General features: G+C 45.7%; 20 protein-coding genes. 6 read left to right on the forward strand and 14 right to left on the reverse strand.

Going from position 1 to position 26,435, the window contains the following annotated elements:
* Positions 1-53: 53 nt before the first annotated feature.
* The gene (locus tag ACFSYC_RS10735; protein WP_377126986.1) at positions 54-2,663 is read right to left on the reverse strand and encodes an OstA-like protein; all 2,610 of its coding nucleotides are present in this window, start codon (positions 2,661-2,663) and stop codon (positions 54-56) included.
* A 47-nt stretch (positions 2,664-2,710) separates the two neighbouring features.
* Here ACFSYC_RS10735 and tilS point away from each other — a divergent pair, with 47 nt between their 5' ends.
* The 4 genes from tilS (at position 2,711) to ACFSYC_RS10755 (ending at position 6,474) form a co-directional block, all read left to right on the forward strand.
* On the forward strand, positions 2,711-4,048 hold the full coding sequence (gene tilS, locus ACFSYC_RS10740; RefSeq protein WP_377126989.1) for a tRNA lysidine(34) synthetase TilS: 1,338 nt from the start codon (positions 2,711-2,713) through the stop codon (positions 4,046-4,048).
* Complete coding sequence (locus ACFSYC_RS10745; protein WP_377126992.1) at positions 4,045-4,533, forward strand: hypothetical protein; 489 nt, start codon at positions 4,045-4,047, stop codon at positions 4,531-4,533. Before tilS ends, ACFSYC_RS10745 begins: the two co-directional genes overlap by 4 nt.
* A gap of 24 nt (positions 4,534-4,557) precedes the next feature.
* The gene (locus ACFSYC_RS10750) at positions 4,558-5,862 is read left to right on the forward strand and encodes a DUF3472 domain-containing protein (protein WP_377126995.1); all 1,305 of its coding nucleotides are present in this window, start codon (positions 4,558-4,560) and stop codon (positions 5,860-5,862) included.
* A 93-nt stretch (positions 5,863-5,955) separates the two neighbouring features.
* The gene (locus ACFSYC_RS10755) at positions 5,956-6,474 is read left to right on the forward strand and encodes a DinB family protein (protein WP_377126997.1); all 519 of its coding nucleotides are present in this window, start codon (positions 5,956-5,958) and stop codon (positions 6,472-6,474) included.
* A 90-nt stretch (positions 6,475-6,564) separates the two neighbouring features.
* Here the strand turns inward: ACFSYC_RS10755 and ACFSYC_RS10760 are convergent, their stop codons facing one another.
* From ACFSYC_RS10760 to ACFSYC_RS10785, 6 genes are all read right to left on the reverse strand, one after another.
* A complete protein-coding gene (locus ACFSYC_RS10760; protein ID WP_377127000.1) occupies positions 6,565-8,919 on the reverse strand; it encodes a GH92 family glycosyl hydrolase in 2,355 nt (784 codons plus the stop codon).
* A 9-nt stretch (positions 8,920-8,928) separates the two neighbouring features.
* Positions 8,929-10,338, reverse strand: coding sequence for a sugar porter family MFS transporter (locus tag ACFSYC_RS10765; RefSeq protein ID WP_377127002.1), 1,410 nt, complete (start codon positions 10,336-10,338; stop codon positions 8,929-8,931).
* Between the two features lie 7 nt (positions 10,339-10,345).
* Positions 10,346-12,130 carry a class I mannose-6-phosphate isomerase gene (locus ACFSYC_RS10770; RefSeq protein WP_377127004.1) on the reverse strand — a complete coding sequence of 595 codons (1,785 nt, stop codon included), beginning with the start codon at positions 12,128-12,130 and terminating at the stop codon, positions 10,346-10,348.
* A 242-nt stretch (positions 12,131-12,372) separates the two neighbouring features.
* Positions 12,373-12,717, reverse strand: a complete 345-nt coding sequence (locus ACFSYC_RS10775; protein WP_377127007.1) for a 2Fe-2S iron-sulfur cluster-binding protein — start codon at positions 12,715-12,717, stop codon at positions 12,373-12,375.
* Positions 12,698-13,711, reverse strand: coding sequence for an NAD(P)/FAD-dependent oxidoreductase (locus ACFSYC_RS10780; RefSeq protein ID WP_377127010.1), 1,014 nt, complete (start codon positions 13,709-13,711; stop codon positions 12,698-12,700). Before ACFSYC_RS10780 ends, ACFSYC_RS10775 begins: the two co-directional genes overlap by 20 nt.
* Before the next feature lie 81 nt (positions 13,712-13,792).
* Positions 13,793-14,689 carry a LysR substrate-binding domain-containing protein gene (locus ACFSYC_RS10785; RefSeq protein WP_377127012.1) on the reverse strand — a complete coding sequence of 299 codons (897 nt, stop codon included), beginning with the start codon at positions 14,687-14,689 and terminating at the stop codon, positions 13,793-13,795.
* Between the two features lie 134 nt (positions 14,690-14,823).
* Here ACFSYC_RS10785 and ACFSYC_RS10790 point away from each other — a divergent pair, with 134 nt between their 5' ends.
* Positions 14,824-15,552, forward strand: a complete 729-nt coding sequence (locus ACFSYC_RS10790; RefSeq protein ID WP_377127015.1) for a GntR family transcriptional regulator — start codon at positions 14,824-14,826, stop codon at positions 15,550-15,552.
* Positions 15,553-15,749: 197 nt separating this feature from the next.
* Here the strand turns inward: ACFSYC_RS10790 and ACFSYC_RS10795 are convergent, their stop codons facing one another.
* Genes ACFSYC_RS10795 through ACFSYC_RS10820 form a run of 6 tightly spaced genes read right to left on the reverse strand, consistent with a single transcriptional unit; the run spans position 15,750 to position 24,501 of the window.
* Positions 15,750-18,587 (reverse strand): FAD-binding and (Fe-S)-binding domain-containing protein, encoded by a 2,838-nt coding sequence (locus tag ACFSYC_RS10795; protein WP_377127018.1) that lies wholly within the window; start codon positions 18,585-18,587, stop codon positions 15,750-15,752.
* Between the two features lie 20 nt (positions 18,588-18,607).
* Positions 18,608-19,624, reverse strand: a complete 1,017-nt coding sequence (locus tag ACFSYC_RS10800) for a carbohydrate kinase family protein (protein WP_377127021.1) — start codon at positions 19,622-19,624, stop codon at positions 18,608-18,610.
* A gap of 3 nt (positions 19,625-19,627) precedes the next feature.
* Complete coding sequence (locus ACFSYC_RS10805) at positions 19,628-20,200, reverse strand: D-lyxose/D-mannose family sugar isomerase (protein WP_377127024.1); 573 nt, start codon at positions 20,198-20,200, stop codon at positions 19,628-19,630.
* On the reverse strand, positions 20,197-21,342 hold the full coding sequence (locus ACFSYC_RS10810; protein WP_377127027.1) for a Gfo/Idh/MocA family protein: 1,146 nt from the start codon (positions 21,340-21,342) through the stop codon (positions 20,197-20,199). Before ACFSYC_RS10810 ends, ACFSYC_RS10805 begins: the two co-directional genes overlap by 4 nt.
* Before the next feature lie 27 nt (positions 21,343-21,369).
* Positions 21,370-22,203, reverse strand: coding sequence for a class I fructose-bisphosphate aldolase (locus ACFSYC_RS10815; RefSeq protein WP_377127030.1), 834 nt, complete (start codon positions 22,201-22,203; stop codon positions 21,370-21,372).
* 60 nt (positions 22,204-22,263) lie between these two features.
* A complete protein-coding gene (locus tag ACFSYC_RS10820) occupies positions 22,264-24,501 on the reverse strand; it encodes a GH92 family glycosyl hydrolase (RefSeq protein ID WP_377127033.1) in 2,238 nt (745 codons plus the stop codon).
* Between the two features lie 171 nt (positions 24,502-24,672).
* Here ACFSYC_RS10820 and ACFSYC_RS10825 point away from each other — a divergent pair, with 171 nt between their 5' ends.
* The gene (locus tag ACFSYC_RS10825; RefSeq protein WP_377127035.1) at positions 24,673-25,389 is read left to right on the forward strand and encodes a GntR family transcriptional regulator; all 717 of its coding nucleotides are present in this window, start codon (positions 24,673-24,675) and stop codon (positions 25,387-25,389) included.
* Here the strand turns inward: ACFSYC_RS10825 and ACFSYC_RS10830 are convergent.
* Positions 25,386-26,003, reverse strand: a complete 618-nt coding sequence (locus ACFSYC_RS10830; protein ID WP_377127038.1) for an HAD family hydrolase — start codon at positions 26,001-26,003, stop codon at positions 25,386-25,388. The genes ACFSYC_RS10825 and ACFSYC_RS10830 overlap by 4 nt on opposite strands.
* Positions 26,004-26,435 lie beyond the last annotated feature (432 nt).

A 26,435-nucleotide genomic window follows, 5' to 3' on the forward strand; every position in this document is an offset into this window, starting at 1 on the left:
CTTATCCGCCTAATATCGCTTGCTTACCAGCTCGTAATCGCTATAAATTATATTTAAGGCTTCAAAATTATTGACCGCCTTTGCTGCGTGGTGTCTTTAGGCAAAATGTCTTTTAGTGGTTTTGCAGTCGGTTTACTGAGGCTATCGTTTAATGGCTTTATTACAGCTTTGTTGCTCAGCGTATCCTTTAACAACTTAATTGCTGGCTTTGTAGCCAAACTATCCTTACCCAGTTTTATTTGTGGCAATGCCTTGCCCAACGAATCCTTTTTTGCCGCTGTCCCTACGGGCTTTAACACCGGTTTGCCTGTTGGTTTAACCGTGTTAACTGCCGGCTTGACTGTTCCTTTTTTAGCCGGCAGGATTTTTCGTCTATTCAAAATAGCCTCTTTAGATATCGGCCTTTCTTTTGGTTTCCAGATAAAAGCTTTCAGTATTTTATCATCCTCTTTAACCTTATTTATCGGTAAAGCCCTACCCTCATATTTCTGAGAAAATCCATTGCCGGTAATCTCGCCATTCTCAAACGTAAAAGATGCGGTACCACTAACCGTGCGAGACATATCAGTAATTATATTTTTAACCGTATCGCGCTTAAAATATATGGTTTCGGCATTGCCCAAAATTAAAAACGTATTTAGCTTTCCATTTTTAAATGTGCCATGCATACGCTTGCCCCCGGCCTGGTTAAACACCGTGGAGTCTTTCTTTTCAAGGTGAACAATAAAGCCGTTAGGATACATATCCAAATTATCCAGCTTCTTGTTTTTCATCTGCAAGGTTACACTATCGCCGGATAATTGCGCGCCTTGCGTCCATATCATAGGCTGCACAAACATGCGGATGGTAGAGTCGCTGCTGCTATAAAACATGGAGTCGGCTTTAGCCTGCAGGTCAGATTTAAAGAGCTTGGCTGCATTATAGCCGCTCACTATTCTTATTCTTGATGTATCGCTTAGCACCTTGGGCTTAGGTTTAAGCAATGCCAATGAATCTGCTATAAACTTTACTTTTACCGCTTTCAATGAATCCTGCGGGCTTATTTTTTTCTTTACCGGCGCGTTAGCAATTTTAACAGGCACTACTACCGGCTTAGGCTTAGCAACGGGTTTGCCAAAGTATTCTAAACGTATGTAGGTGGTGTCTTTATAAAAAGGGATTGGCTCAGAAACGATGTATTTGGGCAGCTTTGTCAGCATAACAGACGCGGCTTTTTTAACGGGCGCTTTTATGGTAGTGTCCGGGTGCTCGGCATCATATCTTTTCTGCTTCATTATCTTGAAGTCTTTAAAAGTGAGCACTTGCGTACGCAACGTATCAGCCACAAAATAAAGCGAATCGTACCTGATACCTGCCCGGGGTTTTTCTACAGCCTGTATGGTATCGCCAAACCGCAGTACGCTTTCAAATTTAGGTATCACTTTTTTGGGGAACTGCGTAGTGGGGGGCGCAGGCACCGCTTTTTTAACCGCCGCCAAAACATCGCTCACCACACTACTGTTGGCTGCTGCGGCTTTCTTTATAGCCGGCAGGTTTTTAGTAACAGCGTCTTTCACCGCCTGCGTCGCCAGGTTTTTATCGCCCGGCAGGTTTTTAGTAACTGAGTCTCTTAAAGCCTGTTCGGTGAGCTTCTTCCCGGCAGGCAGGGCTTTATTTAGCTCATCCAACGCTTTTGCCAGGGTATCTTTACCCGGCAGCCTGGTTTTTTTCAGCACCGAATCAGCAGTATTGGTTTTTATTACACTCGCGGGGACGTTAACTGTTTTTTTAACGCCGCTACTGTCTTCGGTAACAAATATCATGTAGGCATTACGGGTAACTATGGCCTCCTCATTAGCCTTAAAAAACTCGCCCAAATCGCCTTTAAGGGTTATTCGTTGCTCTGTATCTGTAAAAGTTACATGGTTAACAGCCTTGCCATAGCCTCTTTTTCTATCATAAAATAAGCTATCGCCCCTAAGGCTTTTAGTTTTTTGTACGTAAAGATTTTTTTTGCCGAAGAAAGCTTGTTGCGTTGCAGTATTGTACGTGCCATTTTCGGTATACAGGTTGTCTTTATCCTTGCCGTTAATAAGTGTTGGCCCGTAAAAATAGTTAATACGTGTACCCGCGTTATAACGCATGGTGTCTGTCTTTATCGTAGCGTCGGGCGAGGTGGCAACCACATCGTACCGGAAATAAGCATCGCGCGAATTGGCAAAATAGTACCCGTTTTTACTTATAACCGTAGTTTCTTTGTTTACCAGCTTGCCGCCATCGGTATAGGTACCAATGCGCGTAGCGGTGTTGTAGGTAAAGTAATCCGTAGTCAGGGTAGCGTCTTTATCAACCATAACAACATGGTTGGTTAGCACCGCAACTTTGGTATTACCGTTGTAATTTAACTTATCGCTGTAAATATGAACGGTATCGCCCTGGTTTATCACCACGTGGCTAAAGGCCTCCACTATATTTAGCTCTGTATAAAAGTAGGCACTGTCTGATGTTAGGGTAGAGTAATCTTGTTTAAAAGTACCGTTACGCACTTTAAGTATGCGGCTGCCATCGGGCGCGGTTGCCGCCTGCATATAGGTAGACCTGATAAGCTCAACCTTTGATTTACTTTGGCCAAAAACTGCCGCTGCCGCCAGTAAAAACAATAAACTTAAAACGTATTTATTCACTAGTGCAAAATTAGTTTTTTGTCGGGGTAATTAAATTAATAATTTTGATGATGCTGCCAGACAAAGGTTTAACCGATTTTATAGCTAAACATACCCTTTTTAGTAAAGGTGACACTGTGCTGGCTGCCGTTAGCGGGGGTATGGATTCTGTGTTGATGGTGCATTTATTAAAATCATCGGGGTTTAAATTTGCTATCGCGCATTGTAATTTTAAGCTTCGCGGAGCCGAAGCCGACGCCGATCAGCAATTTTGCGAACAACTGGCTCAGCAACTCGGCGCGCCTTTTCATACTGTCAGTTTTGACACCCAATATCATGCCACTACCCAAAAGACTTCTATCCAGATGGCGGCGCGCGAGCTTAGGTATCAATGGTTTGAGCAGCTAAGGCAACAGCACAATTACACCGCTATTGCGCTTGCGCATCACCAAAACGATACAATTGAAACAATATTGTTAAACCTGGTACGCGGCACCGGTATTGCCGGCCTACATGGCATTTTACCCAAAAATGGCCACCTGGTAAGGCCCTTGCTATTTTTATCCAGACAGCAGATTGCGCACTTGGTGAGTGAGAATGATTTAACGTATGTAGAGGATAGCTCGAACGCATCAACCAAATACGCCCGCAATAAATTAAGGCATGACGTGATTCCCAAATTGCAGGAGCTTAACCCCTCGCTCGAAAAAACATTTGAAAACAACCTGCAGCACTTTAGGGATCTGGAAACCCTTTTAGAAATACGCGTTGCTGAGCTGAAGCACCTGCTAACTATTGATGGCGACGAAGTGTATTTGCAAATAAGTGCTGTAAAGGCGCTTAACCCGCAAAAACTATTGCTGTATAAATTATTGCAGGATTATGGCTTTAGCGAAACTAGCCTCAACGATGTTATTTCTGTTTTGGATAAACATTCGGGCAGAACTTTTGAGTCGGACACCTATAAGCTGATACTTGACCGCGATAAATTGATCATTGTCCCTAAAAGCAAATCGACAGCGCAAGGGGTGGTGATTAACGTCGATGAACATGCTGCGGTGTATGGCAATTATAAATTGACCTTATTGCACGACGATTCGCCGCTGATTATCAAAGATAATCCTATGGCGGTTTCGGTAGATGCTGATAAACTGATTTATCCTTTACAGGTACGGGCCTGGCAGCAAACGGACAGTTTTCAGCCTTTGGGGATGAAAACCCGCAAAAAATTGAGCGACTTTTTTATTAGCTTAAAAATACCGGTGCATCAAAAAAGCCAGATACCTTTGCTTATAAATGGTAACGGCGAAATTATATGGGTGGGCGGCCATAGGCTTAGCGACAGATATAAGGTGAGCGAAAACACCAAAAAAGTAACTATATTCGAATTGTATAAAGTAAAATGAACGAAAAAGTAGTTTTTTCTGAGAAGCAATACCTGGGGCGCGAGTTTGTGCCATTGTCTATACGCCTGGTGTTGGTTATAGTTTGTTTCGCCGTCTACGCGTTTACCGCGGTGGGCGACTCGAACGGCGATGTGTTGGCCGTAGTGGGTTTTGCCATCCTGATTATATCCATTATTATGGGCTTTTTGGTGCATGTTAAAACCAATGTAGAAAACAAGAGCATTTTGCTAAGCGGGCTGTGGACCAGCCGCCTGGTAAAAATTGATCTTAACAGCATTGTAAAAGCCGAGGTATTACCTTACAGCCGCGATTTTATCAATAACCCGGTTTACAACCTGCATACCAAAGGCACCATCCGCTTTTATGCGGCAGGCAGAGATGCCGTATACCTAACCGACAGGGATGGCCTCATCTATATTATTGGTTCGCTACATCCTAATGAGCTACTTAGAGCGGTTAAGCACGAAACCGAAGGAAAACTATAACCTGTTTTAATAAAGCAGACGTATATGAAAGTTATTTGCAAAGCCCTGCTAACAGTGATTTTTGTGGCGACGGCTATCTGTGCCGTATCTGCCCCAATAATTGATACATCAATAGTTGTACCGCTGGGCGGTAACGCGTGGCTAACCCCCAATGCCAAAGCAAGGATAGGCGAACAAGGCTTAACACGGTGGACAGAGAATAACGATGTTATAAACGTATATTTTCGTGCCGAAAATGCGGGCGATTTAAACGTTGCCCTGAAACTGCGCACAGGCGGTACCTCCAGCCAGATCAGTATAAATTTGTTAGACAGGGGGTTGACCAAAACCGTATCCGCTACCGATTTTTCCGTTGTGCACTTCGGTAAAGTAATTGTAAAAGAGCCGGGGTACATCAAAATAGAGATTCACGGCTACCAAAGAAAGGGCAATGTTTTTGCCGATATCGCCGACGTGGTTTTATCAGGCCCTGCCACAAAAGGTAATGCGGCCTATGTTAAAGACAACCATGGCAACTTTTTTTATTGGGGGCGCCGCGGGCCGTCTGTACACCTTAACTACACCGTCCCCGCCGAAAATAAAAATACTACGGAGTGGTTTTATAACGAGGTAATCGTGCCTATGGGGCAGGATGTATTAGGCACCTATTATATGGCCAACGGTTTCACGGGTGGTTATTTTGGCATGCAGGTAAATAGCCCTACCACACGCCGCATATTATTTTCTGTATGGAGCCCTTACACTACCGACGACCCCAAAAGCATCCCCGAACATTTAAAAGTTAAGCTGATGAAAAAAGGCGCGGCTGTACATGGCGGCGAGTTTGGCGGAGAAGGCTCCGGCGGACAAAGTTATATGGACTTCCCCTGGGTTGCCGGTAAAACCTATTGCTTTTTGGTACGCGCCCAAGGCGATATCGCTGCCGAAACTACTATTTATACCGCTTACTTTAAACCGCTGGAAGCTGCCGAATGGCAACTGGTGGCCAGTTTTAAACGGCCGCAGTCCGGCAGTTATTTAAAGGGCCTGCACTCTTTCCTTGAAAATTTTGATCCCGCCATGGGCAACAAGCCGCGCAAGGTGCTATATGGCAACCAGTGGATAGTTGATATAGACGGCAAGTGGTACCCGCTAGATAGCGCGGTATTTACAGGCGATGAAACAGCTAACATCAACTTCCGTAAAGACTACGCGGGCGGGCTGCAGGGCAACCGGTTTTACCTGCAAAACTGCGGCTTTTTTAACGACTTCGTAAAGCTGAAAAGTGCCTTTAAAAGGCCTTTGGCCAGTCAACAGCATCCCGAGGTGGATTTTAGCAAGCTCCCCTGAACCCGGGGTTGAAGGCGCCCGAATGATGACAATGATTTGAAAAACGCACTGAATTGTTTTAATTACCTTTATCGTACCAAATCGAAATTCAAAATGAAAAAACTACTACTTGTATTCGGCGTGCTGGCTATTGCCTGCACCACCGCCTTTGGACAGATAACCAAAGAACAAAACATTGCTGAATGGACCCGCGCCAAGGCTTACACTAAAGCTTATTTAGATGCCATGCCTGCTGACGGTTATGCTTTTAAAGCCACGCCAGAAGTACGCACCTTCGCTGCACAAATGCTGCATTTGGCCGGTGCTAACTACATGTTCTCTTCAAGCGCTGCAGGTAAAACACCACCTGCGGAAGCAAATGCAGAAAAAAGCGTTACGCCAACTAAAGAGGCGGTTACCAAAGCCGTGCTTGCCAGCTATGATTATGCTATCAGCACTATCCAGGGTATCACGGCTGACCAGATGACCCAGGAGATCACCCTGTTTAACATGAAAACCACCAAGGGCCTTGCATTGGCTAAAGCGTTTGAACATCAAACACACCATCGCGGGCAAACCACCCCTTACCTGCGTTTAAAAGGTGTTACGCCACCTGCAGAAATGTTATTTTAATCTTCCCACTATCGTGGTAGAAAACACAAAAGCCGCTTACCTAACGTAAGCGGCTTTTTGCATTGTTAACGGATATATGTGAGATCGTAATTACTGTACCGACGGCGGCGGCGTTTTAACACCCCAAGCCGTATTTGGCTGGCTGCCCATGGTTAGTACCAATGCGCCGCCTTTCATCAGCTCGTCGCGGTAAAGCCAGCAGTTATTTAGGGGCTTGCCATTGAAGGTAGCCCGCTGGATATATACGTTCTCTTTCGAATTGTTTTTTGCTTCGATAACCAGTTGCTTCTTATTGCCCAGGGTGATGATGGCTTTATTAAACATCGGGCTGCCCAGCTCAACTATGGGGCGCAGGTCTGTAAATCCTTTAACATCAAAAATACCTAGGGCTGCCATAACATACCATGAGCCTAATTGGCCCTGGTCTTCGTCTTGCCCGTAGCCGTAACCGTGGATAGGCTCAACACCATAAAACTCATCGCAGATGGCCCGCGTCCATTTTTGAGTGAGCCATGGTTTGCCAGAGAAGTTGAACATCCAGCTGGCCTGTAAATTAGGCTGGTTACCATGGTTGTATAATGATTTTATCCCGGCGAACGCATCAATAGTTTTACCGCCGCCAAAACCATTTTTTTGCGATGTGGTAAAGATATCGTCCAAACGTTTGTTGAACTGGTCTTTACCAATAGCATCAATCAAGCCCTTAGGGTTTTGAGGCACAAAGAAAGTGTATTGTATCGCATTGCCCTCCTGGAAACCCCGCCATGGCTCGGTAGGGTCAAACTTGTCAATAAACGTGCCGTCAGCATATTTAGGTCGAATGAGTTTTTGCTCCTTATCAAACAATTGCTGCCAGCCGTTTGAGTATTTCATGAATGATTGATAATCATCCGTTTTACCAAGGCTCTTTGCCATCTGCGCTGCCGCAAACGTACTGAAACTATATTCCATGGTATGCGATGCCGAGAAGTGCGATCCTGTTTCATTCGTTTTATCCGCATCTAAAAACGGTGAATAGCCATGCTTTACAAACGCTTCTACATCCATTTTGCCCGAGCCTTCTTTGCGGTCTTTGCCGTCCAGCTCATTTGCGCGGATAGCTTTATAAGCTAAGGCGACATCATAATCTCGGATACCTGATTGGTATGCACCGGCAATGGCCAGCCCCACCATATTTGTACCTACGCCTGATACGAAATTGCTATTGGCAATACCATCGCCAAACCAGCCGCGCTCTTTGTAAATAGCCAGCTCGGTTTGTACATAGTTGGTATAATGCTGCGGATAGGATAACGCCCACAATTGAGTCAAATTCCAGTACGCACCCCAAATGGCATCGGTGTTATAAAAGTCATAGCTAAAGCGGCCGTTTTTATCTTTAGGCAGTTGGCCTATGGTACCATCATGCCGGGGGTACGACCCATTAACATCGCTGGCCGTACCACGGCCCAACAAGGCATGGAACAAGCCGGTATAAAATTTCAGTTTGCTATCGCGATCAGTACCCTGCACGTTGATCTTGCCCAACTCATTGCGCCAGGTAGCTTGCGCCTGCAGTTTAGCTTTTTCAAAAGTTAAGCCGGTAGCCTCAGTAGCTAAATTGATCTTAGCATTAGCAATAGACGTAAATGACAAGCCGATTTTCAATTCTATCTGCTCGCCTGCCTGGGTGTTGTACTCCAGGTTTAAGCCCGCGCCTTTGCCCTTTGCTTCATTGCTGTTAGCTTGATTGCCTGCGGTATTAAATGACCCAACCGATTGTGGCTTTTTGCTTACCTCGCCATAAAAAAACATTTTAACCTGGCCTGCCAGGTCGTATTTTCTTACATACTTGGGGTAGGTAATTACGTAACCTTCAAAGTGCGTAGCATCAATCATCTTCACACCGGCATCGCGCACCTCACCGCTTTCGCCTTGTTGGGTGCCTATATCAAATATCAGTCTTGACTGCTCGCTTTTAGGGAAAGTATATCTGTGGAAACCGACGTGTTTTGTAGCTGTTATTTCTGCTGTGATATTATAATCAGTTAATAAAACTTTATAGTAGCCGGGCTGCCCTACCTCGCTCTTGCGGTCGAAGTTTGAACGGTACCCACTGCCCGCTTTATCCAGCTCGCCGGGTTTGGTTCTAAGCTCGCCGGTGGCGGGCATAACGCTAACGCCGCCCACCTGCCACTCGTGGAAATGCACAAAGCCCTCTATCGAGTTGTGGCGGGTATCGTAACCCACGGCTTCCCAGCCGCTGGGGTTGCCGTAATGGCCGTTGGTTGACGGGGCCAGTTTAGCCATGCCATAAGGCACCGCCGCAGGGGTGTAAAAAAACCAGCGGCTATGCGCCGTACCAATGTTGGGGTCTACATACTGCAATACGTCCTGCGCTGTAGAGCGGCCGGCCGACAGCAAAAATAGCGCGATAGCAAAGCCTGATCTGATAACTGTTTTCATAGATGTATATTATGCTTTTTGCGTACGTTGATAGTCTTCTTTCCAGTAAGTGTCGATGTTTTCCAAAGATCTGCCTTTGGTCTCCGGGATCAGTTTCCAGGTAAGCCAAAGCGCCGGTGAGCAGCAAATGGCAAACAGCCAAAACGTTACTGATGAACCTAAATCCTCCAGCATTAAAGGCGTTAACTGCCCCACAAAAAAGTTAGCTATCCATAACGATAAAGTAGCGAGAGCCATTGCTTTGCCACGAATGGCATTAGGAAAGATCTCGCCGATAACCACCCAGCAAACCGGGCCGAAAGAGAATGCGAAACAAGCGATGAACAACAGGATAAAAATTAAAATCCACGGACCGGAAGTAATACCTGCCGCAAACAAAGCGCCGATAATTAATAGTGCCGCAACCGCGCCGCCTACACCTAAAAACAACAGCGGCCTGCGCCCCCATTTATCAACTGTAAATATGGCCACAAAGGTAAATACAACGTTTACTATGCCTATGGTAACCTGCCCGCCTAAAGCGCTGTTCAGGGTAAAGCCGGCTTGCTCCAAAATCCGCGGACCGTAATAGATCACCGCGTTAATACCGCATACCTGTGACAGGAAAGGCAGCAACAAACCTATCCACAAAGCTTTGCGGTAAACCGGCTTAAACAATTCTTTCAAATCAGCTTCGCCTTCGCCTCTTTCGGTTGCTTTAAAAGCCGCGATTTCTTTTTTAGCGGCATCTTCGCCGTCTATTTTGATTAAAATTTCTTTAGCCTTTGCCTCTTTACCCTGCAGTAACAACCAGCGTGGCGACTCGGGCACCATGAACAAGGACAATAAAAAGATTCCTGCCGGAATGGTACCTAAACCAAGCATAGCGCGCCATACTTCTGTACCAAATATGCGCTGGCTCATATCACCGCCAAAGGTATCGCCGGTATGATTAGCTAAATACGCGTTAGAGAAGTATGAAAGTACAATACCAACGGTAAGCGCCAGTTGGTACAACGACACCATCATACCCCGGTAGCGCGACGGCGCAAACTCAGAGATGTAAAGCGGCGACACCATAGATGCCACACCGATACCCAAGCCGCCTATTAAACGGTAAACAATCAGTTCTGTAAATGATGAGGATAGCATACAGCCAACAGCCGATGCCAAAAATAGCACCGCCGACAGGATCAGGATGATCTTACGTCCGTATTTATCGCTCAGTTTACCTGAGATACTTACCCCGAATATACAACCCAGTAAGGCGCAGCTCACAAACCAGCCCTCCAGTGATACATCCAATGCAAAATCTTTTTTTACCAGGCCTACCGTGCCTGATATTACGGCGGTATCAAAACCAAATAAAAACCCACCCAGGGCCGCCACCAGGCAAACCAGGTACAGGTACATGCTGCTTTGTTTTGTTGCTGTTGTCATTATATCTTTATTTTAAAAATGCTTTTATTACTCGTGCTGTATGCTGGCCTACGTTAGTCAACGTGTAGCTGCCTGCCGCTGCCGGCACCACAAATGTTTCGGCATAGGCAAAAACGTGGCGCGTGCCGTCGGCGGTTTCCAGTAATACCGATTCGCCTTCAACCAGCATCATTACGTGGCAAAGGTTGTTGGTGTCTATAGCTACTTTGTCTTCAAAATCAATGCGGTGCACATCGTAAAAATGCTCGCGATGTGTTGGGATATGGATCAGTTTCCAGTCTGCACCTTCTTCAATGACAGATGGTTTTGATATTAACTCGTCCTGCACTGTTTGGCCCTTCCTGTCAAACACCAAATTTTTAAAGGCATGGTCTATATTGATGGGGCGCGGTTTACCGTCCAGATCGAGCCTTAACCAGTCGTACATTTTAAAGGTGAAAATGTATGGCGTAGCGCTAATCTCTAATACCAAATTATCTGCCCCGGCACTATGGATGGTGCCGCTAGGAATCAAAAACAGGTCGTGCTTTTTAGCGGTGTGCGATTGTACGTAATCGGTAATAATAAGCGCCTTGTTTTCTTGCTGACTGCTGATTAATGCCGTTTTAAAACTTTCAGGCTCGATATTTTCCTGGAAACCCAGGTAAACCTGTGCATCGGGTTTGCAATCCAATATGTAATAGGTTTCGTCCTGGGTGATGGTTTCGCCAAAATTATCCTGGATATATTTTAAATGGGGATGGCATTGAATGGATAGGTTACCGCCATCAAATGTATCCAAAAAGTCGAAACGGATAGGGAACTCATCGCCAAAGGTGGTTGCATGCGCACCCAGGACTTGTTGGTTATTAGCAAACATCACCATGTCAAACGATACCTCTAACACGTTATCATCGCTTTTAAAAATCAGGCCATTTTCAGGCACGATCAACTCAAAGGACCACGCATAATTAACCGCGTCTTTATTCAATCCAGGGACATGTTTTTTTATCCACTGCCCGCCCCAGGCTCCCGGCTCAAACCACGGGCGAACACGGATAACCGAGCGGCTGATCTGGTCAAGGCCCGCTAGCAGGTCGGCACCCAATATCCAGTTGATGTCTGTGGCCCATTGGCCATCTGCAATAACAGCTATTTTATTAAGGATGGCCTTTTTATGCGCATTGCACAGCACCCAGTCTACAAAGTACAAACGCTTATACATTTGCGCCGGCTCAATGTGCGCGTCTGTGCCCAAATTACCTACAGATCCGGCCCTCATTCTGAACTGGATCTCGTTCTTCGGCATATCAATGTACACTATCGGTGCATCCCAACCGGCCAAAGCCGCACCAGTGCCGATGATAATATTTATATCGGCATTTTTATCGGGCGATGGAACGCTTGTAAAATCAAAAAAATCAGCTAATTGGAGCGTACATTTGGTGCCCCACACCGATGTCGGGGTGCCTAAAAATGGCTCAACCAGTTTTTCTATTTCTGCGGATGATTTATAATAATCAGCCGTATCAATAAAGTTTACGTTTAAGCCCGCTGTTTCAAGCGCTGCCTGCAGGGCATCTTTGGTAACATCCCATATTACGCCGCTAAAACCATCAATAACAACCGTTGTTTGAGCGATGATCCATTTGGCAAGGCTATCATAACCATTAAAGATTTTGCCCGACGCCAATTTGGTTACCGGGTATATGTTGTATTCCTCGCCGTCTTTTACATCGGGCAGGGTAGCGGGCATTAAGTATTGCGTGGTTTTGCGCATGGTATTGATATCGTTATTTCCTTCGGGATACATGTTGTTTTAAATGTTTAAATGTATGTACATATTAAAACACAAATATAGTATCCGTCAGTTAAAAATCAGCTTCAAAAAAATAATTAGTAGGTGGCTTATAATTGTGATACAAACTTATTAATAAATTCGGTATATCAACATGAACCCATACGGTTTGTTTCGTCGCAGTAATTCTCGCCAAAGCGCATTTATAAATCCGTTTGCATATTGGCTCAGCCTAAGCTTGCCGGCTAAGCCTTATCTTAATAATAATCTGTAGGCATCAGGTGCAAATAAACGCCATTAAGGTGCTGACCGGGCTTTATCTGACAAGATAGTCGGCTGTTAAACGCGGCATCGGGTATCTCGTCAAGGGTTTCCAGTTCCTGGTCTGTTGGATCGGGTAAGTCATCCGAGCCTTCCAGTACTTTACAATGACAATCCGCGCATAGCCCCATCCCGCCGCAGGTTGCCCGCATTTTGTAGCCAAAGGTTTTTAAAACCTCCATAACATTATACTCGGCCTCTGCCGGGATATTCAGTATGCGGATTTCGCCATTGCGGTCCTGCACCTTTAGCTGTATAGCATCAAAACTGGTTAACGCCATAAACCGTGGTATATTTAAAGGTTAGTTTTTTATCCGGATATACACGATGATAGGCGGTTTGCGCCATTAATGCCGCCTCATGAAAGCCACATAATATTAGTTTGAGTTTACCGGGATAAGTATTGATGTCGCCAATAGCATAGATACCCGGCACGTTGGTTGAATAATCAACCGTATTTACCTCAATAGCGCCACCGTTAAGGTTGAGGCCCCACTCGGCAATCGGCCCCAGTTTAGGGGTCAGTCCAAATAATGGAATAAAAAAGTCTGCCTTGGTTTTGCTTATTGTTGTATCATTATGCGCAATTTGCACCTGCTGCAGATGCCCTAGTCCTTCCAGGGCAGTTACATTTGATTGTAGTACTAAATCTATTTTACCCGCATTGGCAAGTGTCGAAACTTTCTCTACAGAATCTGGCGCGCCCCTAAATGAGTCGCTGCGATGAACTAGTGTTACTTTACGGGCAATATCGCTGAGAAATATTGTCCAGTCCAATGCCGAATCGCCACCACCGGCAATTAGAATATCTTTGTCGCGGTACACTTCCGGGTTTTTTACAAAGTAATTTACGCCTTTTCCTTCGTACTCCACCAGTCCTTCTATAGCCGGTTTTCTGGGCTCAAAGCAGCCTAACCCAGCCGCTATGACTATTGCTTTTGCTTCTACCGTCGTGCCTTCGTTAGTTTTAACCAAAAAGGTATCCCCGTCTAACCTTATCACTTGCTCAACTCGTTCGCCCAGGCTAAATGTTGGTTTAAACGGAGCAATTTGTTCCATAAGATTTTCCACCAAAGCCTGCGCGTTAATAACCGGGAAACCCGGTATATCATAAATAGGTTTCTGTGGATATATTTCTGATAGTTGACCACCAACCTGCGGCAGAACATCAATTAAGTGGCATCTCATTTTTAGCAAGCCGGCTTCAAACACCGCAAACAAGCCAACCGGCCCAGCGCCAATTATACATAGATCTGTAACTATTTTATCTTCCATATTTTGTCATTATTATATAACGACAAAATTGAAGAAGCTGCAGATGCCAATCAAATGATATAAAGTAATGCCCTATTACTTCTAGTTATGATTGCTCAGGCAAAACCGTTTAAAGAAACTAATTAATTTAGATGTGTTGCCATGAAGCTGGATACATTGAAAGTCCCTTAAAATTTGCAGGCCCTCGATGTCGACTATGGCAAGTTGCTGATATTTCAGCTCATTGGTTATAGATTGGACAGACAGAAACGAGGCGGCTTCTGAGTAAAGCAAATACTGTTTAATAGCAATGGTACTTTCCAGTTCAATTTCAATATCAAGCTGCGCGGGTGCAATCCCTGCCGCTCGCAGCGCTTCCAGGATAACCTCAAGGGTACCGGCCCCTGCTTCGCGCATAACCAGCGGTATATCATACAATTCAGACGCTTTAATTTCTCCCCGCTTTGCCAGTTTGGTTTTGGAGCTTGTAACCAAAACTATTTCATCCTTTAAAAACGGAGTGTAGCTAATTTGGGGGTTGTGTTTAATCCCCTCTACAATAGCAACGTCTATTGTTTCATTAATTACCTGCTGGGTAATAAAATCAGTATTGCCCTGTACAAAGGTGAAATTTATCTTCGGATGGTTCTTTTTTAACAGGGCTAATATTTTAGGCAATACTGTTTGCGCCACAGTGGTACTTGCCCCAATATGAATAATGCCTTCGGAAATATCTGAGAGCTGTGATAGCTCTGATTCTAAATTGCTGTACGCGGTAATGATTTTAGCAGCGTAGCTATGAACAATTTCGCCGGCCGGGGTTAACTTAATATTGTTGCCATTGCGGCTAAACAGGCGAACATTTAATTGATGTTCCATCTCCTGGATATGCTTGCTTACAGCAGGTTGGGTAATATTTAATCTTGATGCCGCCTTAGTGAAGCTGAGGCGTGTAGAAACTTCATAAAAAACCCTTAACCTAAAATCAAAACCAGGCATAATTTAGCTGCATGTTATTTATCTTCACTAAAGGTATCTTAACTAAGTCAGTAAAGCAAATCAACCAACTACGTCATGTGCCGCTTTATTTTGATTAAACGATGTTTAAAATCTTATACTTGTAAATTAAACATATGCGCCACGCTATTGATCATAAAAGCCCTATTCCCCTGCATGCGCAAGCCGAGACGCTTTTGCGCCAGATGATAGCGGAGGAGGATTACCAAAACGGCAAGACTTTCCCTAACGAAATAGAACTGGCTAAAGTCCTTGCAATTTCTCGTTCAACCTTACGCCAGGCTATTAATAAATTGGTTTTTGAGGGTCTGCTAGTCCGCAAAAAGCGCACCGGCACCAAGGTTGCTAAAAGTGTGGTGAGCTCTAAATCTAACAACTGGTTGAGCTTTTCGCAGGAGATGAAGTTGCGCGGCATCGAGGTTAAAAACTTTGAGATGCAGGTGTCTTGGGTGCTGCCAGACGAGGACGTGGTTGACTTCTTTGAGATTAAACCCGACCGCAAAGTGTTAAAAATGGAAAAGCTGCGCGGTACCCCCGATGCGCCTTTTGTATATTTCGTATCCTACTTTCACCCACGTGTGGGCTTAACCGGCGAGGAAGATTTTAGCACCCCGCTATATGAAATGCTTGAAAATGAGCATTCTGTAATAGCCACACTATCCAAAGAAGAGATTAGCGCCAAAGCAGCTGATAGTTTTATAGCCGGCAAGCTGCAGATCCCATTGCACAACCCGGTGCTTTTTCGCAAGCGCTTTGTGTTTGACCACGGCGAGCGGCCCATCGAATATAACCTGGGCTATTACAAGGCAGATAGCTTTGTTTACACGGTAGAAAGCTCACGTTAAGCTGTTTTACCCATCCTTTTGTGTCATTTTTATCAGAATTTGACTGATTTTAAATCAACTCACTATCAATTAGTTACGCAAAATTCTTGTTTCATTTTGTTTCACTCCATTTTTGCAATAAGCTGATTATAAATATATTAGACCAAACCTTGTTTCACTTGTTTCATCTGTGTCACACGCACGTGAAACAAACACCTCTATCCCCGCTCTGCAGTACACTCATCCACCAGCATCAGTATAGAATGGTAGTTTTGACCCACTGCTTCAGACAAGGCAATCTCGCAGGTTTTGGATGAGGAGTAGTAGCCGTCGTAACTATGTTCTCTAACCTCGTGCGCCTCTGGCTTGGTCGCTGACCGGGTTAGCTCGGGATGCAGAAAGCCCCTGTCGCCGGCCATGCCGCAGCAGCCAGCAAACACGGGTTGGTTTACGTCGACGGCAAAAGCTGCAGCTATCTTAGAGAATTGAGCTTCAAGTCCGGGCATCTTTTGTAGTGAGCATACGGGGTGCAGCACAATGCTGTTCTTCTTTTTAATGATGGTGATCTCGGGCAGCACGTAGTCATGGATATAGGTCACGCTGTCGATGATCTGCAGGGCATCAAACCTGGCTTTGTTCTCGTCGGTAAGCGCGGGGCGGCAATGACTCAGGGTTTGGGTGCATGAGGTGATATCCAGCACAATCGGCAGTGTGCCCTGTCCGCTCTCTTCCCATAACTTGCACACGGTTTCGTTAACCGTATAGGTATAAGCGTCCTTAAAGCCTTTAGACGAGTAGATCTGCCCGCAACAGTTATGTTCAATATCCTTAGGAATGATCACGTTGATGCCCGCCTTGGACGATACGTCCATAAAGGTTTGCATAACGCCCTTTTGATCAGGCATCGGCTCCCCCATAGCTCTCGATATACAAGCCGGGAAGTACACCACCCCATGCGTATTGCTCTGCCTGAACGATGAAGTAGGCAACTCATCAGCCAATGCCAGCTGGTTGGACCATAACGGAAACGCCGGCACAACCTTACGCAAGCCACTCGTTAAGTTGTACATTGCCTTGCGGCCAAACACCTTGTTTACGGCAACGCCGGATGCCAGGGCAAACTTCACCGTTTTATAAACAGCTTTGAAGTTCTTAGCCGTAAACAGCGCCAACTTATTAGCTCCGTCCGAGTGGCTCTCGCGGCGCAGGCGCTTAACCAGGTCGCCGGTGTTGATGTCTACGGGGCAGGCAGTGGCGCAAAGGCCATCTACCGCACACGTATCCAACCCTTCGTATTGGTATTGGTGCAGCAGTTCGGCATGCTGTGCAAGGTTACCCTTGTTCTTTAGATTGAGCAGCTCGCGGCGCACTACAATACGCTTACGCGGGGTAAGGGTAATGTTGCGGCTTGGACATTTGTGCTCGCAAAAGCCGCACTCGATACAGCGGTCTACTTCTTCTTCGACCTGCGGCAGCTCCTTGAGGTTCTTAATGTGCGCATGCTTATCAGCATTGATAATAACACCGGGGTTAAGCAGATTGGCAGGGTCTATGGCCTCTTTAACCGCTTTCATTATATGGTAGACCTGACCGCCCCATTCGGTTTCAACAAAGGGGGCCATGTTGCGGCCGGTACCGTGTTCGGCTTTGAGAGCGCCGTCGTATTTCTTTACTACCAGGTCTACCACCTCTTGCAGGAAGATGCTGTAACGCTCCACCTCGGCAGGGGTATCAAATGCCTGGGTTACCACAAAGTGTATGTTGCCGTCCTTAGCATGGCCGAAGATGATAGCACGGGTATAGCCATGCTTTTTAAACATCACCTGCAAATCAGATATCGCATCGCCCAACCTATCTACCGGGAACGCCACGTCCTCTAAAATAACGGAGGTGCCGCTGGCCCTAACCGCCCCAACCGCCGGGAACATGCCTTTACGTACTTTCCAGAACAGCGCCTGTTCATATGGTACGGCGGTAAAAGCAGCCTGCTCTAATAAGCCCAAATCATCGGCTATGGCCAAGAACTTAGCCATCCGCGCTTGAAGCTCGTCTTGCGTGTTGCCCTGGTACTCCACCAGTAGCGCCGAAGCGGTTTCAGGCAGGGTCTTGATAATGGCCGGCATGCCCACCGTGTTCTCTATTGATCGCAGCGAAGCCCGGTCCATGAGCTCTACAGCCTCGGCACCTGATACAGTTAATGGCATTATGGCTTTGCAAGCCGAGTAGATATCGTTAAAGTATAGTATGGCGGTTAGTTTCTCCGGATAGTCGTTTACAGTGTTTAGCACCGCCTCGGCTATAAAACCCAGTGTACCCTCGGCGCCAACCAGCAGGTGGGCCAGTATATCCATGGGGTCCTCAAAATCGATAAAGGCGTTTACCGAATACCCGACTGTGTTCTTAGTCTTATACTTTCTGCGGATCCTGTCATAAACCTCGGGGTTGCTTACTATCTGGTCCCGCAGGTTATTCAATGTCTCATACAGTTGGCCCGACTCATGTTTAAACCGAATGTAATCTGTCGGAATCTCAGTGTTGTAGGTCTTACCATCAGTTAATATAAAGCGGATATACTTCACGGTGTGATACGAGTTTTTACTCACCCCGCAGCACATGCCGCTCGCATTGTTTGATATAATGCCCCCCATCATGGCCGAGTTAATACTCGCCGGATCTGGGCCTATCTTGCGTTGATATTTCTTAAGGTAGGTGTTTACTACATTACCTATGGCACCCGGCCTTACGCGCACCTGCTCGCCATTTTGCTCTACTACTACCTTGCTCCAATGCTGGCTCAAATCAACCAAAATACCGTCGGTGACAGACTGACCCGATAAGCTGGTACCGGCAGTACGGAATACCAGCGGTATGCGATGCTGCTTAGAAAAAGCGAAAAGTTTAACTACCTCATCTTCGTTAACAGGCAACACTACCGCCCTGGGCCGCAGGTAGTAAAACCCCGCGTCCGAAGCAGATGCTACCACATCGATAAGTTCGGTCTTGACCCTATCGGCAGGTAATATACTTTGCAGTAAATTGCCAATGCTTTGCTCCAATGTTTCTGTTAATTTGGTTGTTAGATGGCCTCACGATATCCGTAAAGCGCTGCTAATTTAAGGCATTCTTCTGATGGGAGCACCCCATCTGACGAAGTTGATTCAAATAAACTTGATGCCGCCGCTCCCACGCCAAGCTCAAGGCAGTAGCTCATATCTTTGTCATTGTGTATACCCATAAGTACCCCCGCAGCAAAAGCATCGCCCGCGCCTGATGCTCCGGCAACTTTATCGGCAGGCACCAGCAAACTTGGCTGGCGATGCGACTCACCCGACTTACTGATTGCTATTACTCCTTCGGGGAAATGCAGAATCACCCATTTATTTACTCCTAACGCCAATAGCTTTAAAGCGGCATCATAACAACTTTTTAATATGATGCTGCCATTATCATTAATAGTTTTTATACCGGTTATCATGCCGGCTTCATACTCGTTAACAAACAGGTAATCAATATAAGGTAATGACGATGGTATAACATCTTTAAAGCGGTCTGACCGCTCACTCACTATATCAACAGAGGTTATTAAACCATGTTGCTTTGCACTCTTCAACACCTTTGATGCACGGGTAGTGCCATCATCCTCAATAACATCCAGCTTATCAAGTAATAATAAGTAGCCCAGGTGAAATATCTTATCCCGGGATATTGAAAAATTGAAATCGGGGATATCAAGTAAGGCGTTTGCGCCACGTTGATGAAAAAAAGTACGTCGTCCGGTTTCTTTAACACTCATTACATCTGTATATGAGGTGTAAGATTCTTTGGTTTTACGTATCTGTTCAGTATTTATCCCAACACTTTGGCAATGCTGTATAATTTGATCGCCACGCTCATCATCGCCAACCAAACCAACCCCGCTAAGCGGGAAATTGGCTTGCAGCTTGGCAAGATCAGTGATAACATTATAAGCAGATCCGCCATTGCAGCTGCTCTCAGAAAAAATGTTCACCAACTTCTCCTCTTCCGGGAAAACATCAATAAGCTTTACCTGATCAACTATCCAGTTGCCTCCAACTAAAATACCGTTCCTCATGACTTATTTATCACTTAGCAGTTTAACCAACGGACTTTCGTCCTCGTCAATATGGGCATAGCGGCCAATATCAGGGTTCGAGAAAAAGTTATCATTCAAATCGTCATTAGCGGTAGATACTTCGCCAATAATACATTCGTCAGACTCGGGCCAGAATGCGTGCCAGACGCCCGGTTCAATCGTTATCCGTTCGCCGGCTTTAAGGGTTATCTTATCGTCTGATGTTATGGTTTGAAAAGAGCCGTTCACCTTCATTTCAAAGGTATCCATACTGTCGTTGTTAGCCGGGTCGTTAGCCCAAAGCTGCACCACCAGTTCACCAGTACGGCAAATAATATCTTCTTTCTTTTTTTTATGTGTGTGCGATGGGGTTGTTTGCCCTTTAGCGGCATACATCAGCTTCTCGCAATACTCAACCTCTTCGGCCAGGTTAATCAGTATCAGGCCAAATTTTTCGAAATCGCCAAGGCCAAAATCTGTCACATCCCATTTAGGTTGCGGAGGCATAGCCCAGCCATTGTTTATAAAAAACACGCCCGATTTCATGATGGCCCGGTTTATTTCTGATCTCTTCATGCAGGTTGTTGTTGATAATTTATCTTCTCTACTGATGTATTGGCAAACGATTCTAACGCTGCTGCAAATACATAGTGGCTCTCTACCGCCTCATCCGGCGTTACGCACCCAAAACGGCCGTTCAATGCCCCTTCGCGCTCAGCGACGTAACCGGCCAGCATCTGCATAAAGCAATCGGCAAAGCCAGGCTCAAATATACCCCCGGTAATAACCGGGAACGGTACGCCTTTAAAGCCAAGATCGGTACGTTGCCAGTATTGGTCGCCGTCTATCTTAAATGTCCATAGCGCCTTGGTATCCTTGGTGCTGTATTTAACGCCGCCTTTGGTTCCAAATATTTCAATATACCAGGTATTGGTTTCGCCCGGCGCAATGCGTTTCATTTCTAAAAGCATCGGCACGTGCTTACCGTCTATGGTAACTTGCGTGTTTAACGTTGCGTTGTTCCAGGTGTCGCAAACGGCCATGCCGCCTTTACCATCCGGCCGTTCGTGCACAATTTTTTGCAGATTAGCATAAACGGTCTCGGGTTTCCAGCCTAAACGCAATGGTACGTGCAAAACGTGCATACCCAGATCGCCCATTACACCTATCTCTCCGCAATATTTAACCTGTCTTTTCCAATTAATGGGTTTGTTAAAATCTAAATCGCTCGAGTGTAAAAAGCCTGCTTTCACTTCAATAATCTCGCCTAAACGGCCAGATTTCACTTCCTCAATAACACGCTGCGGGCCGGGTAAAAACGGCATCTCAGAGCTGCATCTTACAAAGCGGCCAAGCTCTTCGGCCTTATCACGGATAGCCAAAGCAGCTTCCAGATCAATACCGAAAGGCTTTTCGGCCAATAAATCTTTACCTGCTTCAAGCACCTCTATATAAAAATCTTTGTGCAGGTTGTGGGGCAGCGCAACGTAAACTACATCTATGTCCTCTCGCGCCAACAGTTCTTTGTAATCGGCGGTAAGCAAATCAACTGAGCTGATGTTTTTGTACCAGGCCAAAACCTGCTCGTTCAAATCGCAAACCGCTTTCAGCTCTACCTTCGCCGGGAAATCATTTAGCGCAAACCAGCGACCAAACGCGCTGGCAGCCTCACGGCCCATAAGGCCGCCACCAATTATCCCGATGTTTATTGTTTTCATTAATTTAGTATGATAAATATAATAAAATTAACTGTTTAAAAGATGCATTACATCGGCAGGTTTTGCACCTTCGTGTACCAGGGCCATTAAAGCCTTAGTCATGCCTGCCGGGTTAGCATGCTGTATAACGTTGCGGCCATAAACTATGCCCCTAACCCCTTGCTGCATTAAGCCGTACGTACGGTCCATAATTTCCTGGTCGCTGGCTTTGCCGCCCCCACGTACCAGTACCGGGATGTTGCCCGCTACCGCTACAATACGGTGATATTGATTAACATCGTCGGTCGGGTCGGCTTTAATAATATCGGCACCCAACTCAACACCTTGTCTTACCAAAGGGATGATTTTTTCCGGATCGCCGTTTACCATGTACCCACCCGCTTCTGTATTTGGGCGAAACACCAATGGTTCTATCATTAACGGCATGGCATACTGTTCGCACACCGGTTTTATTTTAAGGATGTTTTGGATACACTGATCGGCCACTTCAGGCTCGCCGGGAATACTGAACAGGTTGACCACCACACAAGTAGCATCAAGGCGAATAGCCTGCTCAACCGGGTTTTCAATCATTCGGCTAAATAAAGCGCGCGGCAGGTCTTTACCGTAAACATTGGCAACATCTGTACGTAAAACCAACGATGGTTTTTGACGACCGGCAATTGACTGTAAATACTGCGCCTGTCCAATGGTTAACTGAATAGCATCGGGAGCGGCATCTACTAAAACTTCAACGGCTTTTTGAATATTTTCGATACCGCTTAAAAAGCCGTACTCGTTAAAAAATCCGTGATCTATAGCTACATCAAAGCAATTGCCCGACCGGCTGTTAAATAATCTGTTTAATCTGTAAGATTTCATGTTTCAAATATAGGTGTTTTTATAGGTTGTATATACAAGTTAGTATTAATTCAGGCTCTTTTAATGCTTATCAGCAAGTGTAATACTTAATATCCCGCCGCGCTGTAAATCTTTGTAAGAAATAGTAGTTGCCTGATGGCTTTTACCGTTAAGTTTAACCGCCGTAATATAAATAGATGACGGTGAGTTTTTTACAGTTTTGATAACAAACTTCTTGCCGTTATCCATATTTATAACTGCGTGTTTAAATAACGGCGTACCCAGTTGATAATTGCCTGATACCGGATCGACCGGGTAAAAGCCTAGGGCAGAAAATATGTACCAGGCACTCATTTGTCCCGAGTCGTCATTCCCGCTTAAACCGCCGGGGCCATCGCTATACTCTCCGTCACGGATCGTCGCAACAGTCTCCTGCGTTTTCCAGGGCGAATTAGTGAAATTATATAGGTATGGCGTTTGGTGACCCGGCTCATTGCCATGCCAATATTCTCCTTTTATAAAAACGCTATCAAGGGCGCTTTCCAGCTTTCCATTTCCACCCATTAGTCCGGCTAAACCCGGCACATCTTGCGGCACATAAAAAGTATATTGGCGGGCAGTACCTTCTGTTATGAACGAAGTTTTCTTGTCAGGATAGAATGGGCTAATCCAGCTTCCATCAGCATGTCGCCCACGCATTAAGCCAGTTTCAGGGTCAAACACATTTTTATAGTTTTTTGAGCGGGCCATCAGTTGCTGATAGTCTGATTTTTTACCCATGCCTTGCGCCATTAAGGCCAGCGCGTAGTCATCATAAGCATACTCCAATGTACGCGATACTTGTTCGGCGCGGTGGGGGGCATCTTTAACAGAATCTTCTAAGGGGATGTAGCCATATTTTAGGTAAGATTGGATAGCCCGGCGCCCTTTTCCATCTTTATAGTCGGCCAAAGGCGCAGCATCAAAGGCATTTTGGCGCAACAGGCGGTAAGCCTCGTTAACATCATAACCTTTTATGCCTTTTAAATATGTCGAAGCGATGAATGGCATAGTATGGTCGCCTATCATAGCGCTGGTATAGCTGCTCCAAACCGGGAAGATCGGCATCCAGCCACCTTGCTGGCCTTTCAGTATAAGTGAGTTTACAATATCGCCGGTTAGTTTAGGATGTAATATCTCCAGCAAAGGCAATTCGGCGCGGTAGATATCCCACATAGACAGGTCATCATAATAGTTAGACCCTGGCTTCAATTTTTCGGTTTGATACTGCTTCGAAAATTTTGGATAAGTGCCGCTCACATTATTCATCAACCGCGGCATAATCAGGCTATGGTACATTGCCGTATAAAAAATGTGCTTGTTTTTCTCGTTACTATCAGTGATCTGTATTTTGTTTAGCGCCTTTTGCCAGGCATTAGCAGCCTTGGCACGTATAGCATCAAAGTCCCAATGAGGGATCTCGGTTTCAAGATTAAGGCGAGCCTCGGCAATGCTGGAAAACGATGTGCCGATCTTGATTTTTAAAATCTCGCCTTTGGTAACTTTAAACCCTACAAAGCCGCCTATATCTTTTTTATCGCCAATACTGTCCAACGCAAAATGCTCTGCGCCATTAAACACACCGGCCTCTTTAATGGTACGCTCTATACGCATCGCAAAATAGCCGCTAAAGCCGGCAGGCTTGCCGCCGCCTATGTAAATGCGGTAGGCGGGATTATAGCCGCTGATTTCATTATCGGCTCTGTTGATATAAACATGGCCCTTGCCTTTGTCGCTGTTTGGGGTTACCAGTAAATACAAACTATCATCCGCTGCCGCTGTAAACTGCATCATGGAGCAACGGGCCGTTGCGGTAATTTCTGTCGTTAGCTGATTATTGGTAAATTTTGTGCGATAATAGTCAGGACGGGTAATTTCGTCAGCATGCGAGAAAGCAGCCGAAACGTCCTTGTGTCCAGTAAATAACTTGCCAGTGATGGGCATAATAGTTACGCTACCATAATCCGGCACACATGATCCGCTTAACCAGTGGGCACCCCTAAAACCGCTCATTAATGTGTCCTTGTACAGGTATGGCGGTAAGCATTTAGCTTCCGTGCGCTGGGTTTGTGGTGTCCATTGGGTCATACCAAACGGAGTACAAACCGCGGGTATGGTATTGGCCCGCTGCTCTGTACCGCCGCTATGTTTTTTGGTAGAGAGGGTAGTGCTTGGAGCCGTGCCAACATAGGGATCAACGTAGCGCAAAAGGTTTTTATCCTGCCCGTACAACTGAACTACAACCAAAAAAAATGCGATTGTAAAAAGCAATTTCTGCATAACGTTGTTGTATCCTACATACCGGCGTGAAACGGCTTAGGAATATTGTTTTGCACCAAACATAAAAAGTTAATCTTGTATATACAAGTTTGGTGCGAAAGTTTTTAAAACGCTGTATACGTAGTTTAAAGCCGATATTTTCTATATTTGTGTTACCCATCACCTAAATCAATGAGTAAAAAAGAAGTAATTCATCTCTACAAAAAAGTAATACAAGACCTTAAACAGCAGATAGAGAAAGGTGATTTTAAAAAGGGCGATCTGCTGCCTTCTGAAAACGATCTTTGTAAACTTTACGATACCACGCGGGTAACCATCAGGCAGGCGCTATCAGCGTTGACTAACATGGGATACATTACCCGCAAGCACGGTAAAGGCAGCATTGTGTCTGAGCCGAAGGCTGGTTTGGGCATCTTGTCTCTCAGCGGTGTAACTGCTGGCATTGGCACGCAGAAGTTAACCACCTCTATATTGCAAAAACCTGTTAAACAAGCCTGGCCGGATGATTTCTTTTTTCAGCTAGATCAGGTCGAGACGAAGGCAGGCTGTATCTTTCTATCAAGGTTAAGACATATTGATAACACACCGGTTTTGTACGAGGAAACCTATATTACCAATATAGAGCTGCCACGCTTTTCGTCAAGGAACCTCGAGAACCGCTCCCTGTTCAACATACTTAAAGAGCACTACAAAGTTGAGGTAAAAGAGGGCGAGCAAAAGATATGGGCCCGCCATGCAGACAAAACGATCAGCAACCTGCTTCAAATAAAGACAACCCACCCGGTGGTGCACATGCAGCGCAAAATGCAAACCAACGTAAGTGGGTTGAGAATCTATTCGTCTTTATACTGCAATACCGAAGAGAACTTTTTGAGGGACAGCTTTTAACCAAGCTGATCTATCCGCACCCAGTCCATACCTGCGGCGATGGCTGATTGTACGCCCGGGTCGCCGTCTTCAAACACCAGGCAGTCTTTAGGGTCTATGCCCAGCTTTTCGGCAGCGGCCAAAAACGGATCGGGGTAGGGTTTGCCGCGCCCGGTTTCGCCGGCGCACACCAGGGTTTCAACCAGGTCGGCGATGCCTAAAACACTGAGCGTCTTTTCAATAGCATCGCGCGTACCGCCCGACACGACCGCTATCCTAACCTTGCCAACGTGCGCTTTAAGGTGCTCGACTACATGCTCCACAGGTGTCAAGCGGTTTATGTACTCATCGTGGTATAACTCCAGTCTTATCTCGGCAAACTCCTCCGGATCCATGTCGCAGTTATAGCGCTTGTTGATCTCTTGCACTACGGCGGGCACCGGCAGGCCGGCAAACTCATCAATGATCTCGCCGGTAATGGTTATCCCTTTGTCTTTAGCAACCTGTATGTAGGTTAGGGCGTGCAGGGGCATGTTGTCCGCCAGCGTGCCGTCGCAATCGTACAAGAAAGCCTTATAGTGGCCGGTGCTGCGTTTTAATAGTTGGTTATATTTTGTTAGAACGGTGTTTTCCATAGCGCGGCTAAATTAGCAAATAAGCGCAAAGCCTGGCTCAAATAACGTGTTTGTTTCACGCCTGTGTGACACAGATGAAACAAGTGAAACAAGATTTTGACTTAATACGCTAATAATCAGCCATTCTATAAAATCAAGTGAAACAAGATGAAACAAAAAATTTACGCAAATAACTTATTACCAATGCATTACAATTTATCAATTTGATTAAAACTGCAACAACCTTTACGTCAGTTTTATTATACTTAATTTTTAATCAATAAACTCATAATCAACCAACTGGAAACTGATTTTAGGTAGATTAAACAAAATCAGCAATCGATGGTGGTTTCCTTTCCCCGGCCTCCGCGGGGAGACCGTGCGGATAGGAAAATAGCAGTAGAAAGGTGTATTTCATGATCAATAGGCTATCAAAATGTTAGTCCTTGGAAG

Source organism: Mucilaginibacter antarcticus (genome assembly GCF_042686155.1).
Classification (GTDB): Bacteria; Bacteroidota; Bacteroidia; order Sphingobacteriales; family Sphingobacteriaceae; genus Mucilaginibacter; species Mucilaginibacter antarcticus.

Coding starts and splice junctions, on each gene's coding strand:
- ACFSYC_RS10830 (WP_377127038.1), bottom strand. CDS start 26,003: ATGGAAAACACCGTTCTAACAAAATATAACCAACTATTAAAACGCAGC.
- ACFSYC_RS10805 (WP_377127024.1), bottom strand. CDS start 20,200: ATGAAGAGATCAGAAATAAACCGGGCCATCATGAAATCGGGCGTGTTT.
- ACFSYC_RS10760 (WP_377127000.1), bottom strand. CDS start 8,919: ATGAAAACAGTTATCAGATCAGGCTTTGCTATCGCGCTATTTTTGCTG.
- ACFSYC_RS10790 (WP_377127015.1), top strand. CDS start 14,824: ATGCGCCACGCTATTGATCATAAAAGCCCTATTCCCCTGCATGCGCAA.
- ACFSYC_RS10785 (WP_377127012.1), bottom strand. CDS start 14,689: ATGCCTGGTTTTGATTTTAGGTTAAGGGTTTTTTATGAAGTTTCTACA.
- ACFSYC_RS10770 (WP_377127004.1), bottom strand. CDS start 12,130: ATGTATCCCGAAGGAAATAACGATATCAATACCATGCGCAAAACCACG.
- tilS (WP_377126989.1), top strand. CDS start 2,711: ATGATGCTGCCAGACAAAGGTTTAACCGATTTTATAGCTAAACATACC.
- ACFSYC_RS10745 (WP_377126992.1), top strand. CDS start 4,045: ATGAACGAAAAAGTAGTTTTTTCTGAGAAGCAATACCTGGGGCGCGAG.
- ACFSYC_RS10750 (WP_377126995.1), top strand. CDS start 4,558: ATGAAAGTTATTTGCAAAGCCCTGCTAACAGTGATTTTTGTGGCGACG.
- ACFSYC_RS10775 (WP_377127007.1), bottom strand. CDS start 12,717: ATGGCGTTAACCAGTTTTGATGCTATACAGCTAAAGGTGCAGGACCGC.
- ACFSYC_RS10765 (WP_377127002.1), bottom strand. CDS start 10,338: ATGACAACAGCAACAAAACAAAGCAGCATGTACCTGTACCTGGTTTGC.
- ACFSYC_RS10780 (WP_377127010.1), bottom strand. CDS start 13,711: ATGGAAGATAAAATAGTTACAGATCTATGTATAATTGGCGCTGGGCCG.
- ACFSYC_RS10800 (WP_377127021.1), bottom strand. CDS start 19,624: ATGAGGAACGGTATTTTAGTTGGAGGCAACTGGATAGTTGATCAGGTA.
- ACFSYC_RS10820 (WP_377127033.1), bottom strand. CDS start 24,501: ATGCAGAAATTGCTTTTTACAATCGCATTTTTTTTGGTTGTAGTTCAG.
- ACFSYC_RS10815 (WP_377127030.1), bottom strand. CDS start 22,203: ATGAAATCTTACAGATTAAACAGATTATTTAACAGCCGGTCGGGCAAT.
- ACFSYC_RS10825 (WP_377127035.1), top strand. CDS start 24,673: ATGAGTAAAAAAGAAGTAATTCATCTCTACAAAAAAGTAATACAAGAC.
- ACFSYC_RS10810 (WP_377127027.1), bottom strand. CDS start 21,342: ATGAAAACAATAAACATCGGGATAATTGGTGGCGGCCTTATGGGCCGT.
- ACFSYC_RS10755 (WP_377126997.1), top strand. CDS start 5,956: ATGAAAAAACTACTACTTGTATTCGGCGTGCTGGCTATTGCCTGCACC.